This is a genomic window from Bifidobacterium sp. ESL0764 (assembly GCF_029395515.1).
Classification (GTDB): domain Bacteria; phylum Actinomycetota; class Actinomycetes; order Actinomycetales; family Bifidobacteriaceae; genus Bifidobacterium.
In genome coordinates this window covers 1,926,899-1,943,367 of record NZ_CP113919.1, presented here as the reverse complement: position 1 = coordinate 1,943,367, position 16,469 = coordinate 1,926,899, and the positions used below count along the sequence as shown (strand labels likewise).

The window sequence follows — 16,469 nt, the reverse complement described above, 5'->3', positions numbered from 1 at the left end:
TCTCTGTGCGAGCTCAATAGGTAAATCGCTGTGTTGAGATGATTCCACCATTTTCACCGCGATTCGCTATCGTTAGGTAGAGCTTCAAACCAGCGACAGACGAAGAAAAAGGGGACGAACGATATGGGTATCACTCCGATTTGGCCGGAAGCGACAGCATTCAATAGTGACGGCGAACTGACTTTCCACGGGCACAGCGCTGCATCGTTGCTCGACGAGTTCGGATCGCCGCTCTATCTGATCGACACCGACGAGGTGCGTGCCCGTGCGCGCAAATTCGTGCGTGCCGCCGCTGACGCGTTCAACACCTCGACCACCCACGTCAGCTTCGCGGGCAAGGCGTTCCTCTCCAAGGAGGTCGTGCGCATCGTCACGCAGGCCGGCATGTCCGTCGACACCTGCTCGATGGGGGAGATCAAAATCGCGCTCGCCGCCGGCGTCCCCGGGCGCCGTCTCGTGCTGCACGGCAACAACAAATCCGACGAGGAGATCGAGCTGGCCGTTCGTGAAGGATTCTCGAAGATCGTCGTCGACTCGGCCGACGAGCCCGCACGCATCGCCGCCATCGCGCACCGTCTCGGCAAGCGTGCCCGCGTCATGCTGCGCGTCACCTCCGGCATCCACGCCGGTGGCCACGAATACATCTCCACCGCCCACGAAGACCAGAAATTCGGCGTGCCGCTGCTGCCGGCCGGTGTCGGCCCGGAAGTGCTCGATATCTTGGGCTCGCTCGGCGATGTGAACGCCGGTAATGGTAATACCGATGATTCCACCGCGAATGCCGACGGTTCTGTTTCGCAGAGCCACGTAGGCTCGGTCGCCGCCGACGCGGTCGCAGCCGCAGCCAACGATCCCGCAAACGGCAGCGGTCGTAAGCTCGATTACTCCATCAAATATCCCTACGACATGAGCCACGTCAAAGTCTCCGATGCTGACCGCGAACTGGCCGAAGCCATGAACGCTGTGGCGGACGGGCCGGCGCTCGCGGTGCTCAAAGACATCTACTCCCGCCAGGACGATCTCGAGCTGGTCGGCATCCATTCGCATATCGGCTCCCAGATTCACGACGCCAACGCCTTCATCGAAGCCGCGCGGCGCATGATGCTCTTACGCAAGACCTTCTACGCCACCGATGCCTACACCCTGCCCGAGGTCGATTTGGGCGGCGGCTATTCCGTGGCCTACACCGACGCCGAGGATTCCATGGACATCGACGCCGAGCTCGGGCGCCTGGCCCAGGCCGTCACCTCGATCAACAAGGCGCTGGGCATGCCGGCTCCGGTCATCTCCTTCGAGCCCGGCCGCTGGATTGTCGCTCCCGCAGGCGTCACGCTCTACCGCGTCGGTACCATCAAGCGCGTCATGCTGCCAAAGGGCACGAAAGACGCAGCCGGCAATCCCATCGCCGAACGCACCTACGTTTCGGTCGACGGCGGTATGAGCGACAACATCCGCCCGGCGCTCTACGGCGCGGATTACACGGCCCTGCTCGCCAACCGCGACCGCGGCGGCGAACGCGACGAAAACGGCAATCTCAAGGATTCCATGCTCGCCCGAGTGGTCGGCATGCACTGCGAATCCGGTGACATCCTCGTGCACGAATGCCGCCTGCCCCGCAGTCTCAAACGTGGCGATATCCTCGCGATTCCCGTCACCGGAGCCTACGGCCGCACGATGGCCAGCAATTACAACCAAGCGCTGATTCCCGCCGTGGCGGCCGTCAGCAGCAAAGATGCGCATCTCATGCTCCGCCGCCAGACCATCGACGACCTGCTCGCCCTCGACGTCAGCTGACCCAGCTGCCATAGGCTGAATGCAACAGTCCGAAACGAAATTATTCGTTTTGTGTCGCTTTTTTACTTGCTTGCTGGTGCCAGCTAAGTAAAAAGCAACTTTTAGGGTGGCTAAGTGTGACTTTTTACTTGCTTAACGTCAGCAAGCAAGTAAAAAGCGACATCTAACAAGTTGCAATGATATCGGCGATATTCGAGTGTAGCGTGGCGACGAGGTTATGGGGACAGACTCCTGTCGGATTCATTTTCTAGGATTGATAAGGCTAGGCATGTTTGATGCAGTAAAAGCGGTTGAGTGGGAGAGTGGTATGGGCCAGGTGAACAGTTCGGCGCAACGGCGCGCTCAGGATGAAGACGGTCAGGTGGAAGTGTTGCCCAAAGGCATTCACGACAGCTCGACCCCGATACGCGTGGGGTTGCTCGGTGTGGGCACCGTCGGCTCGCAGGTCGCCAGAATCCTGACCGAGCAAAAGGAAGAACTCCAGCAACGCATCGGCCAGCCACTCGAAATTACGGGAATCGCCTGCCGCAATCCCGAAAAGGTTGCCTTCCCTTGGATCGACAAAACGCTTCTTACCACCGATACCAAATACGTCGCCACCCACAGTGACATCCTGGTCGAGCTCATCGGCGGCCTCGAGCCTGCCCGGTCGCTGGTCTTGAAGGCCCTTGAAAGCGGCGCATCGGTGGTCACCGCGAACAAGGCGCTGCTGGCGAAATACGGTCCGGAAATCTACCGCACCGCAGAGGAAGACGGCGTCGATATCTACTTCGAGGCTGCCGTGGGCGGCGCGATTCCGCTGGTCCGTCCCTTGCGTGAATCGTTGGTCGGCGACAAGGTCACCAGCGTTCTGGGCATTCTCAACGGCACGACCAATTACATTCTTGACGAAATGACCACCAAAGGCCTCGATTTCGAGGTGGCACTGAAGGACGCGCAGGCCAAGGGCTACGCCGAGGCCGATCCGACCGGCGACGTCGAGGGCGAGGATGCTGCGAACAAAGCGGCCATTGTCGCCTCGCTCGCGTTCCATACTCCGGTGAGCATCGATGATGTCACGACGGAGGGCATCACCAACATCACCGCCGACGACATCGCGTTGGCACAGGCCGAGCACAAGGTCATCAAGCTGCTCGCCGTCGTGGTCAATGGTGAGCATGGCGTGTCCGCGCGTGTCTACCCGGCGCTTATCCCCGACAATCATCCGCTTGCCAGCGTTCACGGCAGCTATAACGCGGCGTTCGTGCACGCGCAGGCGGCCGACGACCTGATGTTCTACGGTCGTGGCGCAGGCGGCGCTCCTACCGCTTCGGCGGTGATGGGCGACATCGTCACTGTCGCCCGCCATATCGTCCAAGGCGGCACCGGTCCGCAGATTTCGATGTACCAAAACCTACCCAAGGCTCCGTTGAGCACTTCGCGCGCCGCGTTCGCCGTCCGTTTCCGCATCTGCGACCGCCCAGGTATCCTCGCCGCGATTTCCAAGACGTTTGCCGACCACAACGTCTCCATCAACGGCATCAACCAGGATCTGAAGCCGACTCCGCACGATCCCGGCTATTCGGGTGAGCAGCAGACCCTGCGCGTGGTGACGCATCAATGCAACGAGACCAAGTTGCGCGAAACGGTCGAGGATGTTTGCAAGTTCGATTTCGTGATTGGCGAGCCCTCGATCTTGCGCGAGATGTGAGCGGATTCGCCGTTGAGCAACCATGACCAAGTGAGGGGAACAATATGGCGGGGATGATGCCGAAAGTCAAGCAGGTCAAGGTGCGGGTGCCCGCCACGAGCGCGAATCTCGGTTCAGGTTTCGATGCTGTCGGTTTGGCGCTGGATTATCACGACGAGCTCACTTTTACTATCAATGAAGATGAATTGGGCGATAACCAAACAGGCAATCAAAGCAGCCATGGTAATCAAGGCAAGTCAGACGGCTTTTCAAACACTGCTGCCAAGGTGATCATTCACGGCGAGGGCGAGGACACGTTGCCCCGCGACGAGACGCATCTGGTCGTTTCGGCCTTTCGTCGCGCGTGCGAGGCGTTCGGCCTGCGTCGTTTCGGGTTTACTTTAGAGGCGTATAACAACATTCCGCAGGCCCGTGGCATGGGTTCGTCGGCCGAGGCCATCGTCGCCGGCATCGCGGCCGCGGCCGCTTTCGCACAGGGTGACGCCGACTTCAACCGCGAGACGATTTTCCAGATGGCCGCCTCGATGGAAGGCCATCCCGATAACGTGGCCCCCGCAGTTTACGGCGGGCTCACGGTTTCATGGAATTTCAAGACGGCGGAAGGTGTGGGATCTGTAGGTATTCCCGGTGGCGAGCCGCTGCGTGCCGGGTTTCATACCGTCAACTACCCGGTGTCGAAAGCCATGACCGCTGCCGTCTTCGTCCCGGATTTCGAGCTTTCCACGCAAAAGGCGCGCGAGGCCCTGCCGCAGAAGTTGCCGTACGCCGACGCGGTGTTCAACGTTTCCCGCGTTGCGCTGCTTCCGGCCGCGATGAATCCGGTGAGTCTTGTGAACGATTCCGCTGGCCAATCGCCAAGTGTCGCCCCATCCGTTCATGATGCCGGCGATGATCTCGTCGATGATTCCGCCATCGCCTCGCGTTCCAACGCCATGCTGTTCGCCGCCACGCAAGACAGGCTTCATCAACCCTATCGCAAATCCTTGATGCAACCTTCCTGGAAATTGATCGAAACGTTGCGTACGCATGGTTTCGCCGCCGCGGTCTCAGGAGCCGGCCCGTGCGTACTAGTGCTTCACTACGGCGATGCCGCCGCGCAAATCGACAACATCGCCGCCGCCGAACTGTCAAGCGGTCACTGGCGCGTCCTGCACCTTCCCGTCAGCCCGCGGGGCGTTGAGGTCGAGGTTGAAATCGAACCGAACTGAATGTGGATTAGTGCAATCTCAGCATTGAAGGCTATTCTGCTTATATTTTGTTCTTTATGAGCCAAAATGACTCAATTCTGTCTATAATTAAACAGTAATTGGGTTTATTGATTAGGCAAGGAATGAACATGGCACAGGCTGCACAAGGTATCTCTCGTATTCAGATCAGGACAAAGAAAACCCTCAAGGACCAGGCCACGGAGCTGTTCGACAAACTCGGGCTTGACATGGGCACTGCCATCAACATGTTTCTGGCACAATCGGTGCGTGACGGCGGCCTTCCCTTCCGTGCTAGCCTGACACCGTTGGAGCGCGACATCGACGAAGTCGAGCCTTTTGCTTCCGAGTCCGAAGCGACGGATTTCGCTTCTCGAATGGCGGGAAGGATGATGGATGAAACGCGGTGAAATCTGGACGGTACGGGCTGACGGATACGCCAGCAAACCTCGTCCGGTTGTGATTGTGCAAAGCGACAAGGTGGCCGGTTTTCGAATTTCTAAATGATAATATGCTTATAATGGAGTCGTTTATACCGACAAAAGACTCCAATATCGTATATAAGGTGGTTATTATGGCTCACACAGCAGCACAGCAGACGCGTATTCAGGTGCGCACGGACAAGACGTTGAAGGAGCAGGCCGTCAAGGTATTCGCAGGTATGGGCATTGATTTGAGTGCTGCCATCAACATGTTTCTTTCGCAGGCCGTCAAGGAAGGTGGCATGCCTTTCCGCCCGATGTCGCTGACGCCGTTGGAAAAGGCGGTGCGTAAGGCCGAGAACAGCGGATTTGTTTACGCCGGGGATGCCGATGCCGCCCAAAGGATGATTGAAGATGTATGAGATCTCCCTTTCCAAGGAGTTTCTGCGTGATGCTAAGCGCCTGAAACGGAAACATTACGAAATGGGGAGGCTGTATAAGGTCTTCCACGTTCTTGCGCAGGGAGATACCGATACATTGCGTCGCAGATATCGTGATCACCAGCTCAAAGGGAATCTTCGATAGTACCGCGAGTTGCACATTGCCGCCGACTGGCTGCTGATTTATCGTATCGATGGTACCGAGCTTCTCATTACGATGATGCGTACTGGGAGTCACGACGAGTTGTTATAGCGTTTTTAACAGGCTAGGTAACCTCCACGAGGACGAGTAGCATGAAGGAACCGATTCTTTTGGGTTTCCGCAACTTTGGAGTGTTATGTCGATTCCGCTGATTCTTGCCTCGCAGTCGCCTTCGCGGCGCAATGTGCTCAATGCCGCCGGCATTTCTCCGATTATTCACGTCTCGCATGTCGATGAACCCGCTGCGGTGGCTGCCGAGGCAAAGGCGCGGGGGGTTGCGGTCGACGACCTCAGTTGCGAGCAGCGCGTGATGATATTGGCGCAGGCCAAGGCGCGCAGCGTCTATCAGGCCTATCTTCAGGTCGCCGAAGCCGCCCGAAACGCCGACGGCGAGCAGGTGACCGCTTTCCCGCTGCGCACCGAGGGTGCTGCGGATGCCGGATCGGGCAACGCAAGTGTCGGCAACGGTTCCGTCGCAGGTGACGGCAGCGCGGGTGCGGGCAACGGCAACACCGATCAATACGGTGAGAAGGTTTATGATCATCATTCGACCTTGACCCGAGATTTCTCTGGTGTCGAGGTGCCCACCGAGGCCGAACCGATGGAGCGGGCCCTGGCCGAGCATCCGGGATTTGCCGACGCCAAGGTCGGCCCGCTGATCATCGGCTGCGATTCCATGTTCCTTTTCGAGGGCGTCGCGTTGGGCAAACCGCATACGCCGGAGGTTGCGCGGGAACGGCTGAGCGCGATGCGCGGCAAGTCGGGGGAGTTGTGGACCGGCCATTGCCTCATCGATTTCGCCACCGGCCGGCAGAAGCTTGAATCCAGCCATGCCGTGGTGCGGTTCGGCGATTATTCCGACCGTGACATCGAAGCGTATATCGCGTCCGGCGAACCGTTGGAAGTGGCGGGATGCTTTACACTGGAAGGTCTCGGCGGAGCGTTCATCGCCGGCGTCGACGGTGACCCGAGCGGCGTGCTCGGCCTGAGTCTGCCGTTGCTGCGCCGCATGGTCGGCAACATGGGCGTGGCGTGGCCCGATCTGTGGAACGCCGGCCTCGGCAGGGTGGCTGCGGCGAAACTCAGTGCGCAAACCGCGTCGAGTGTTGCGAACGGCATGGCAGATGATGCCGAATCGGTTTCATCGACCGATACAAATTGTAATACTAACGGCAGGTCGTTGTCGGCAAAAAACAAGGCCAAAGCCGTTGCGGCAAAGGCGAAAGCAGATGCCGAAGCGCAGGCCGCGTCAATCGTGCCTCCCAAAGACAACGTTCACCAGCCCGGCGACGGCTGGGTGCAGTGCGCCTGCGGCCGTCGTCACTGGGGTCTGAACGGCGCCGCCGGCGTGTTGCTCGCCCGCCGCAGCGAGGAGACCGGCGAGGTGACGGACGTGGTGATGCAGCACCGTGCGATGTGGAGCGCGGAAGGCGGCACATGGGGCATTCCCGGCGGGGCGCTCGCGGACGGCGAAAGCCCGATTGAAGGTGCGTTGCGCGAGAGCTACGAGGAAGCCAATATCACCCCGGAGGACATTGAGGTGGTCGGCACGCATCGCGAGGAGCATGGCCCTTGGGCCTACACCACGGTTTTCGCCTTCGAGAAGCCGGGGTGCAGGGTCAGCCCGCATCCCAACGACGACGAGAGCATGGAGATTGCGTGGATTCCGGTTTCGGACGTGCCCAACCGCAAGCTGCTGACCGCCATGAACGCGGATTGGCCGCATTTCGTCGAGCGCTTGGGCGATTTGGCGCGCGAATATCGGCATATGTGATTTGTTCAGGTTGCAAAAGGCGAAGATATAAATGCAGATTAGCGCGATTCCGCGATTTGTAATTTGTATCTTCGACTTTTGTAACGCTGCTAACTCAACAGTGCGGCGATAATGGCGATGACGATAGGGCTGGAAACGGTCGAGATCAGCACGCCGTCGCGGGCGAAGGTCATGCCGACATTGTAGCGGGCCGCGTAATTATAGACGTTCTGGCCGGCAGGCAGCGCTGCGAGCACGACGCACGCGTAGAGCACCTTGCCGGTGAAGCCCATGATGAATTTGGCGATGAGGAAGGCGATGATCGGCATCACGATGTTCTTCAGAACGGTGACGGCGATGACCGCCGAGCGTGAGCTCTTGTTCTGCATCGGCTTGGTGCCGCGCAGCGACATGCCGAACGCCATCAGGATCATCGGAATCGCGGCCTGCCCGATCATGTTGACCGGGTCGTAGATGAATTTCGGAATGGGGTAGTAGCCGATCCATGCGGTGATGGCCGCGACGAGAATGCCGCCGAGCGAACCGATCAGCAGCGGCTGGTGCAACGGCTGCATCAGCGCTTTTTTCACCGACATCTTGCCGGTGGTCGTATAGTCCAGAACCGTCAGGGCGATGGGGGTGAAAATCGCTTGCTGCATCACCAGAATCGGTGCCACGAGCGCCCCATTGCCCAAAATGTAGGTGGCGATGGGCAGGCCGATGTTGTTGGAATTGAGATACAACGAGTTGAGCGCGCCCACCGTCGCATCGGCAGGTCCCATATGGTAGAAGATCTTGTTCAGGATCAGGAACAGCACACCCACGGCCAGCGCGGAGAAGAATGCGACGAAAATCGAGGGATGGAAAATCTCCATGATCGGCTCTTTGGAGAGGATCGCGAACATCAAAAACGGGTTGGTGACGAAGAACGCGTAGCGGTTCAGGACCATCTGGGCGGTCGGGCCGCCGATGTTGAAACGTGCCGCGACGTAACCGGTGCCGATGATGACGGCGATGACCACAAACCCTTGCATCGCGCTCAGCAAACCCATGAATCTCTCCCTTGGCCACGGCCTTAATGATCAACCACGTTTACCTTAGTATGATGCCTCGTTTTTGCCGGTTTGTGAAGATACGTCTCACGGCATAACACACGAAAACCGGTATGGGACCTTGACCACGATACCTACCGATTAATGGTGTCATGACGTTCATGGTGCATTCAATCGTGAACGCGCCATGCGAATCGCAGATGTGAGCAAACATGGAAGATCCGTATGCCGGTCCGCTAGGATAAGAAGCCATGAGTCTGACGATACAAGAGGGATCCGCGCGCGAGACCGCGCTTAACGGGCTGTTCGAGGAATTGATGAAGTCGTATTCCGTCTCCGACGACGAGACGGCGCTCGCCGATGAGGTCGAGACGTTCCTGCGCGGGCAGCCACATCTGACGGTTCACCGTCTGGGTGACACGGTGGTCGCGTCCACCTCGCTTGGGCGAGGGCAACGGGTCGTGCTCGCCGGACACCTCGACACGGTTCCGGTCATCGACAATTTCCCGCCGGTCTGGCTCGAGCCGGGAGACGAGCGTATCCGCGGTGACGTAGCGAAGGCGAATCCCGGAGAACGCGTGATGTTCGGCCGCGGCGCGACGGATATGAAGGCCAGCGACGCGGTGATGCTCTATCTCGCGGCGACGATGACCGCGCCGAAATACGACCTTACCTACGTTTTCTATGACCATGAGGAGGTCGTGGCCGAAAAGAACGGCTTGGGCAAGGTGGCGCGTGCCCACCCAGAGTGGATACAAGGCGATTTCGCGATCATCGGCGAACCCACCGATTGCGGCATCGAAGGCGGGTGCAACGGCACCATGCGTTTTGACGTGGTCACCCACGGCGTTGCCGCCCATTCCGCCCGCGCGTGGATGGGTGAGAACGCGATTCACAAGGCCGCCCCGGTCCTCGACCGGCTCGCCGCCTACGTGCCGCAGGATGTCGAGGTGGACGGTCTGACCTACCGCGAAGGTGTCAACGCCACCCTGATCTCCGGCGGCAAAGGCACCAACGTCATCCCCAACGAGTGCCGTATCCACGTCAACTATCGTTTCGCGCCCGACAAGGACCTGCCGACCGCAAAAGCACTGATGATGGGAGCCGATGCCGGCGCCGAGATGGGCAACGGCGAGCACAAGGCCACCGGCGGCATGTTCGAAGGCTTCGATATCGAGATGAAGGACGAATCGCCGTCCGCGCGCCCCGGCATGGATGCCCCGTTGGCGGTTTCTTTGGCCAAACTGGTCGAGGAGAAGACGGGACTTGCCCCCCAGGCCAAGCTCGGCTGGACCGATGTCGCCCGCTTCTCGTCCATCGGCGTCCCGGCCGTCAACCTCGGCGCTGGCTCCCCTCTTCTGGCGCACAAGGCCGATGAGCAGATACCATTCAGCCAGCTCATGTTGCTTGCCGACATCCTCGAGCAGTGGCTACGTTAGCGAACGTTTGCGTATCCGGGATTCCTGCGTTGCAATGTTGCCGGACTGTTGTAGCGCTTCCGGTTAGTTGTGGCGCTTATCGCGCACGACCTATGTTTGCCCCGCCATTTGTGAATTCTTCATTTTTTGGGGTATCTTGGTGCACCAAGTCCGCCAAAATTTGGGAATTGCCCATCAATTTTGCGTTTTAGCGTGTTCTTGGTGCACCAAGATACCCCAAAAATGGAGAATTGGCCGTAAATTGCGTGAATACAGGCAACTTGGTGGCACCAACAGGGTTGTTTTGGGTGGAATTATAAAATTTGGGTGCGTCGGTGATCACAGCATAGTGCATCTGTTGTCACTTCTACCCCAGTGGACGTATAATAAAAGCTGGTGATTCTGCAAGTTGCCGAATTCCGATGGCGTTGATCCCCTTGCGTGCTAATCCGCAAGTGCCGGTGTCCGCTGTGACGAACGTAATGACTTTTAGATTGCCGACTACGAACGCAACTGTTGCGTGGCCGCGGTGAGAGCGCGGTGTGAGAGCCGTAGACGGCCAAGATAAGCCGACATGATTGCAGCATGTCGACAAGGAGCATTGTGCCCAGAGTAACCCGAGGCGGGGTCGGTCAAACCGATGACGCCAAACAAAACGATACCAATTTACCTTCTTCATCCCCATCTGCGGATAGTGAGCCCGCAACGCGTCGCCGTACGGTTCGCCGCCGCGTAGTCCGTGGTGCCGGTGCCGCCGGTGCCGCCGTGGCATTGAAAGTGGAAGAGCGCGAAAGTGCTGAATCCGCTAGTGGCGAGAAGCAATCCGACGAAAGCGGAGTCGAGGCAGGTTCAAGAACGTCTGGAACGAGAACCGGCAGGAAGGCCGCTTCGTCGCGCGGCACGGATGACTCGTCATCCAGCACGACGAAAAGGACACGGACGCGTAGTCGTGCCCGTGACGATGAAGAGGCGGATGAGGGGCCTCAAACGTCTCGCCGAAACGCCCGAACTCGCAAGTCTGATGACGAGTCGAAGAAATCTTCCGCTTCAGGCCGCAGCCGCCGTACAGGTGTTGCAAAGTCGCGTGGCAGGTCCGACGATTCCGTATCGGCAAGCGAGGCAAAGACGGAAGTTGCCGTCGAAACCGCCGAGGAACGTGTCATTGACGCCGTCGAAGGCCTTCCCGAAGGCCACGAGAGCCATCACACCCCTCATCCGATGACATCGCTGCTCTTCCAGGAGCCTGTGCTTCCCGGTGAAGGCGAAGACGATGAAAACGATGAGCCTAAGACGACTCGGCGACGTTCTCGCGCTCGTGCGGACGAGGACGACGAAGGCGGCGAGCGCGGTTCACGCCGCTCGACGCGCAGCAACCGTTCGCGCCGTGGTTCCGAACGCGACGATGAACGGTCGGACGAGGAACAAGATGAGCGACGGAGCCGTTCGGGTTCCAGACGTGGCAGGTCGAATGACCGTGACCGCGATTATGAGGACGAAAGCCGGAATGCTTCGCGCACGACCCGTCGTTCGCGCCGGAGCGAGGATGACGATGACATCTATGACGAGGAAGCCGCCGAACGCAGCGAACGTCGCACCCATCGTCGTCGCAGGCTCAACGCCGAGGAGCGTCATGCGGCCGACGAGATCGAGCAGATCGAGGAAGACCTCGAAGACGACGACATCACCTATCGTCCCATCGACGATGTGGAAGCCGAGCAATCCAGAGCGAGGCGTCGTGGGCGTGGCAGTGAACGGGCGACACGCCGTGAGCGCAGTGGCCGTGGTTCTTCGCGAGCCGATCAGGACGATGCCGAATTTGATGAAGAGGACGAAAGCGAAGAGCACGGTTCTCGCCGCAGCCGCAAGGGCAATGGTGATCGCAACGATCGCAATAGCCGCAACGATCGTGGCGAGGCTGACCGCGGCGATTCCCGTCGGCGCCGTAGGCATGAATCCGAAGAGGACAGTGACGACCAGCCGCTGACCCGTCGCCGTCGTCGTCATCGCGGTTCCAAAGGCGAGGAAAGCGAAAGCGGTTCGTCTCGTTCCACCTCGCGCCGCAGTCGCAAGCAGCAGTATATCGACGAGATCACCGATATCGAAGGCTCCACCCGCCTCGAGGCCAAGAAGCAGCGTCGCCGCGACAACCGCCGCGAGCGCAGCCGTCAGAACCAGCTGATCGAGCAGGATTTCCTCGCCCGTCGTGAGAACGTCGACCGCCTGATGGTGGTGCGCGAGAAAGGGCAACATACCCAGATTTCCGTGATCGAAGACAACGTGCTCGTCGAGCATTACGTCTCCGATATCCAGGAGGTCGCCACCGTCGGCAATATTTACTTGGGCCGCGTGCAGAACGTGCTGCCCAGCATGGAGGCCGCGTTCGTCGACATCGGCCAGCCCCGCAACGGCGTGCTCTACGCCGGCGAGGTCAACTGGGACGCCACGCGCCTGGAAGGCCAGCCGCGCCGCATCGAACTTGCGTTCAAATCCGGCGATCCCGTTCTGGTACAGGTCACCAAGGATCCGATCGGCCACAAGGGCGCGCGACTGACCTCGCAGGTCACGCTCGCAGGCCGTTTCCTGGTGCTTGTCCCCTCCGGCGGTATGACCGGCGTGAGCCGCAAGCTGCCCGAGCGTGAACGTGGGCGCCTGAAGTCCATTGTCTCCAAGATCGCCCCGAAGGATATGGGCGTCATCATCCGCACCGCCGCCGACGGTGCCAGCGAAGACGCGCTGAAAAAGGACCTCGAGAATCTCAAGCGTCAATGGCAGAAGATCGAGGACAAGCGCAAGCTCTATCACAACGGCAAGCGCGCGAAGCTTTTGCAGGGCGAGCCCGACGTGGCCATCCGTGTGGTGCGTGATATCTTCAACGACGATTTCTCCAAGCTCATCGTCGAAGGCGACACGGTTTACGAGCGTATCGAGGAATATCTTGACACGATGGCCCCCGACTTGAAGGACCGCCTCGAAAAGTGGGATCCCGAGGAGCATCAGGGCAAGGACGTCTTCGATAAGTGGCAGATCGATTCCCAGCTTCGCAAGGGCATGGAACGTCAGGTCTACCTGCCCAGCGGCGGCTCGATCGTCATCGACCGCACCGAGGCCATGACCACCATCGACGTCAACACCGGCCGGTTCATCGGCAAGGGCAAGTCGCTTGAGGAGACGGTCACCCGCTGCAACCTCGAGGCCAGCGAGGAGATCGCCCGCCAGCTGCGGCTGCGCGACATCGGCGGCATGATCATGATCGATTACGTCGACATGGTGATGCCCGCCAACCGCGATCTTGTGCTGCGGCGCTTGGTCGAATGCCTCGCGCGTGACCGTACCAAGCATCAGGTGGCCGAGGTCACCTCGCTCGGCCTGGTGCAGATGACCCGCAAGCGCATCGGCCAGGGCCTGGTGGAGGCCTTCAGCGAGGAGTGCCCGACCTGCAAGGGCCGCGGCTTCATTCTCCATGACGAGCCCACGATTTCCGCCGATTACGCCGATCCGTACGCGATGAAGGGCGGCGACCCGTTCGTCCACACCAACAAGCACGGCCATGGCAGTGCTCCCGAGGTGCAGGCGCCGAAGGGTTCGAGCCCGGCGGTCAAGGCCAAGCTCGCGCAGATCGCCGCGGCGGCTGTGGCGGCCAACGACGAGGAGAAGGAAGAAGCATCCGATTCGGATTCGTCTGCTGATTCTTCGGCCGACAAAAGCTGAAATCGCGCTGAAATAATAAGGTAATAAATCTACGTTCCCGGTTTCGCTTTCACTTGTCTTTTGTGAAATCGGGAACACAACACCCCGACCATGCGCAACGTAGGGACATGCCGTTAGTATGGATTGACGTTAGTACGTGGGTCGGTGTACTCTAAAAGACTGGTGTCTGGCCGTGGAAGTCGAAGACGTGCTGGGCAGTTTAGCTTTCGAAATAGCAAGGAACGAGATATGTACGCGATTGTGAAGGCCGGTGGCCATCAGGAAAAGGTCGAGGTCGGTGACGTCATCCTGGTCAACCGTCTCAATGCGAAGAAGGGCGATACCGTGGAGTTCCCGGTCGCGCTCGTGGTCGACGGCGCCAAGGTGACGCTGAACGCCAAGGATCTTGCCAAGGTTTCCGTCAAGGCTGAAGTCGTTGACGATGAGGCCAAGGGCCCGAAGATCAACATCCAGAAGTTCAAGAACAAGACCGGCGTTGCCCGCCGTAAGGGCCATCGTCAGCCGCTTTCCGTCATCAAGATCACGGCAATCGCCTGATTTCGGTAGCGTAAGAGCAATCAAAGCCTGAAAGGAACAGACAATGGCACATAAGAAGGGCGCATCCGCTTCCCGCAACGGTCGCGATTCAAGCGCGCAATACCTTGGCGTCAAGAAGTTCGGTGGCGAGGCTGTCGTCGCCGGCAACATCATCGTTCGTCAGCGTGGCACCAAGTTCCACGCCGGCCAGAACGTCGGCACCGGCAAGGATCATACCTTGTTCGCGCTGTCCGACGGCAACGTGAAGTTCGGCGTTCGCCGCGACCGCAAGGTCGTCGACGTAGTCGCCGAGTGAGACTTCAAGCCAACTAGCTTTTCATCAAGAAGGTCGTACCTATGTGGGTGCGACCTTCTTGTATTTTTGATGATATGGCCGGCGGGAAGCGATTGCGATGCCGGAATGTGCTTGCGACGCGCCTCATACTTTTGCCCAAAACGATAATTTCGGGACTCGTCGCCAGGGTTATGGGAAGATGAATACCCATCGGTAAGGTAAGGAAACATGACAGACTTTGTAGATAGAGTGACCGTCCACGTCAAGGGCGGGGACGGCGGCAACGGGTCCGCAGGCGTCAAGCGCGAGAAATACAAGCCGTTGGCCGGGCCGAACGGCGGCAATGGCGGCGACGGCGGTTCCGTCATTTTCGTCGCCGACGCGAACGCGAACAACCTGCTCGACTATCGTTTCGTCCCGCATCGCCGGGCGGAAAGCGGCACGATGGGCCTGGGCGACACCAAGGACGGCTCGAAAGGCGCGGACGTGGTGCTGCCGGTCCCGCCAGGAACCGTGATTTTCGAAGCCAGGGGTGCGCAGGGCAAAGCCAAGCATCCCGGCCGGGAATTGGCCGACCTGCGTCACGCGGGCGATCGGTTTGTCGCCGCAGCGGGCGGCATGGGAGGCTTGGGCAACGCCGCGCTGGCCAACAAGACGCGTCGCGCCCCCGGATTCGCGTTGCTCGGCGAACCGGGCGAGGAACGCGACGTGATCCTGGAGCTCAAATCCATCGCCGACGTGGCGTTGGTGGGCTTCCCTTCGGCCGGCAAATCCAGCCTGATCGCCGCGATGAGCGCCGCGAAACCGAAGATCGCCGATTATCCGTTCACCACGCTCGTACCGAACCTCGGCGTAGTGAAGCTCGAGGAATACCGCTATACCATCGCCGACGTGCCGGGCCTGATTCCCGGAGCCTCGGAGGGCAAGGGGCTCGGCCTCGAGTTCCTGCGCCATATCGAACGCACCGAGATCATCGCGCATGTCATCGATTGCGCCACGTTGGAGCCGGACCGCGATCCGATTTCCGATTACCACGCGCTGGAAGACGAGCTGGCGAAGTACGCCGCGAAACTCAAGCTTCCGCTCGGCGTCATCCCGATTCCCGAACGCCCGCGCGTCATCATCCTCAACAAGGCCGACGTGCCCGAAGCCAAGGAATTGGCGGAATTCGTACGCCCGGAGTTCGAGAAGTTGGGACTCAAGACCTTCATCGTCTCCACCGCCTCGCACGAGGGCTTGAAGGAACTCGGTTACGCTCTAGGCGAGATGGTCACCGAGCTGCGCGCAAAGCTGGCCCGCGAAGAAGCCGAGCGCGACGAAGAGCGCGTGGTCATCAAACCGTTGGAGCAGCCGGCGCGTCGTCGCCGTCGTGCCGATGACGAACGCGGCACCTCGCTTGATTTCACTGTCGAGCGCGAAAGCAACCGCAGGGGAGCGGTGTGGTTCACCGTCACCGGTGCGAAGCCGGAACGTTGGGTGCGTCAGACCAATTTCGACAACGATGAGGCCGTGGGCTATCTCGCCGACCGTCTGGCCGGCTTGGGTGTCGAGGACGAGCTGCGTCGCCACGGTGCCAAGCCAGGTGACGAAGTGCGTATCGGCAAGGGCGAGAACGCGGTCGCTTTCGATTGGGATCCGACCATCGCCGCCGGCGCGGAAATGCTCGACGGCGCCCAGTTGGGTGCCCGCGGCAAGGACCTGCGGTTGGATGACGGGTCTGATGGTAACCGTGTCCGCCGCCGCACCAACGCCGAACGCCGCCGTCAGTATCACGAGATGATGGACGCCAAGACCGCCGTGCGCGAGGCCATGCGTCAGGAACGAACGGCTGGTCACTGGGCCGATCCGAGCGTTGACGACGACAGGCACGACGAGCACGCGATTCTCGGTGGCCACGAATCCGATGACGGCGACGATGACGACTAATACTGATTCGTGTCCTGCGAGACGGGCAAGCAGCGTCGACTGACGTTA

General features: G+C 59.9%; 12 protein-coding genes and 1 pseudogene. 12 read left to right on the top strand and 1 reads right to left on the bottom strand.

Features of this window, described 5'->3' with window-relative positions; translation table 11 throughout:
- Positions 1-123: 123 nt before the first annotated feature.
- The 7 genes and pseudogenes from OZX71_RS07505 to OZX71_RS07470 all read left to right on the top strand — a co-directional run bounded on the left by OZX71_RS07505 (position 124) and on the right by OZX71_RS07470 (position 7,527).
- Complete coding sequence (locus tag OZX71_RS07505) at positions 124-1,794, top strand: diaminopimelate decarboxylase (protein ID WP_277159868.1); 1,671 nt, start codon at positions 124-126, stop codon at positions 1,792-1,794.
- A 307-nt stretch (positions 1,795-2,101) separates the two neighbouring features.
- The gene (locus tag OZX71_RS07500) at positions 2,102-3,484 is read left to right on the top strand and encodes a homoserine dehydrogenase (RefSeq protein ID WP_277159867.1); all 1,383 of its coding nucleotides are present in this window, start codon (positions 2,102-2,104) and stop codon (positions 3,482-3,484) included.
- 53 nt (positions 3,485-3,537) lie between these two features.
- On the top strand, positions 3,538-4,692 hold the full coding sequence (locus OZX71_RS07495; RefSeq protein WP_277160691.1) for a homoserine kinase: 1,155 nt from the start codon (positions 3,538-3,540) through the stop codon (positions 4,690-4,692).
- Positions 4,693-4,820: 128 nt separating this feature from the next.
- Positions 4,821-5,099 (top strand): type II toxin-antitoxin system RelB/DinJ family antitoxin, encoded by a 279-nt coding sequence (locus tag OZX71_RS07490; protein ID WP_277159866.1) that lies wholly within the window; start codon positions 4,821-4,823, stop codon positions 5,097-5,099.
- Between the two features lie 164 nt (positions 5,100-5,263).
- Positions 5,264-5,533 carry a type II toxin-antitoxin system RelB/DinJ family antitoxin gene (locus tag OZX71_RS07480; RefSeq protein WP_277146177.1) on the top strand — a complete coding sequence of 90 codons (270 nt, stop codon included), beginning with the start codon at positions 5,264-5,266 and terminating at the stop codon, positions 5,531-5,533.
- Positions 5,526-5,804: pseudogene (locus OZX71_RS07475) on the top strand (type II toxin-antitoxin system YafQ family toxin). Before OZX71_RS07480 ends, OZX71_RS07475 begins: the two are co-directional and overlap by 8 nt.
- Positions 5,805-5,889: 85 nt before the next feature.
- Positions 5,890-7,527, top strand: coding sequence for a Maf family protein (locus OZX71_RS07470; protein ID WP_277159864.1), 1,638 nt, complete (start codon positions 5,890-5,892; stop codon positions 7,525-7,527).
- Positions 7,528-7,616: 89 nt separating this feature from the next.
- Here the strand turns inward: OZX71_RS07470 and OZX71_RS07465 are convergent, their stop codons facing one another.
- The gene (locus OZX71_RS07465; RefSeq protein WP_277146180.1) at positions 7,617-8,558 is read right to left on the bottom strand and encodes an AEC family transporter; all 942 of its coding nucleotides are present in this window, start codon (positions 8,556-8,558) and stop codon (positions 7,617-7,619) included.
- Positions 8,559-8,809: 251 nt separating this feature from the next.
- On the opposite strand from OZX71_RS07465, the gene dapE reads away from it, so the two are divergent.
- From dapE to obgE, 5 genes are all read left to right on the top strand, one after another.
- A complete protein-coding gene (dapE, locus tag OZX71_RS07460) occupies positions 8,810-9,997 on the top strand; it encodes a succinyl-diaminopimelate desuccinylase (protein ID WP_277159863.1) in 1,188 nt (395 codons plus the stop codon).
- A 582-nt stretch (positions 9,998-10,579) separates the two neighbouring features.
- A complete protein-coding gene (locus tag OZX71_RS07455) occupies positions 10,580-13,684 on the top strand; it encodes an Rne/Rng family ribonuclease (RefSeq protein ID WP_277159862.1) in 3,105 nt (1,034 codons plus the stop codon).
- 228 nt (positions 13,685-13,912) lie between these two features.
- Entirely contained in the window at positions 13,913-14,221 is a 309-nt protein-coding gene (rplU, locus tag OZX71_RS07450; protein ID WP_277146183.1) for a 50S ribosomal protein L21, read from the top strand.
- A 43-nt stretch (positions 14,222-14,264) separates the two neighbouring features.
- A complete protein-coding gene (gene rpmA, locus OZX71_RS07445) occupies positions 14,265-14,516 on the top strand; it encodes a 50S ribosomal protein L27 (protein WP_277146184.1) in 252 nt (83 codons plus the stop codon).
- Positions 14,517-14,723: 207 nt separating this feature from the next.
- On the top strand, positions 14,724-16,421 hold the full coding sequence (gene obgE / locus OZX71_RS07440) for a GTPase ObgE (protein ID WP_277159861.1): 1,698 nt from the start codon (positions 14,724-14,726) through the stop codon (positions 16,419-16,421).
- The last annotated feature ends 48 nt before the right edge of the window (positions 16,422-16,469 follow it).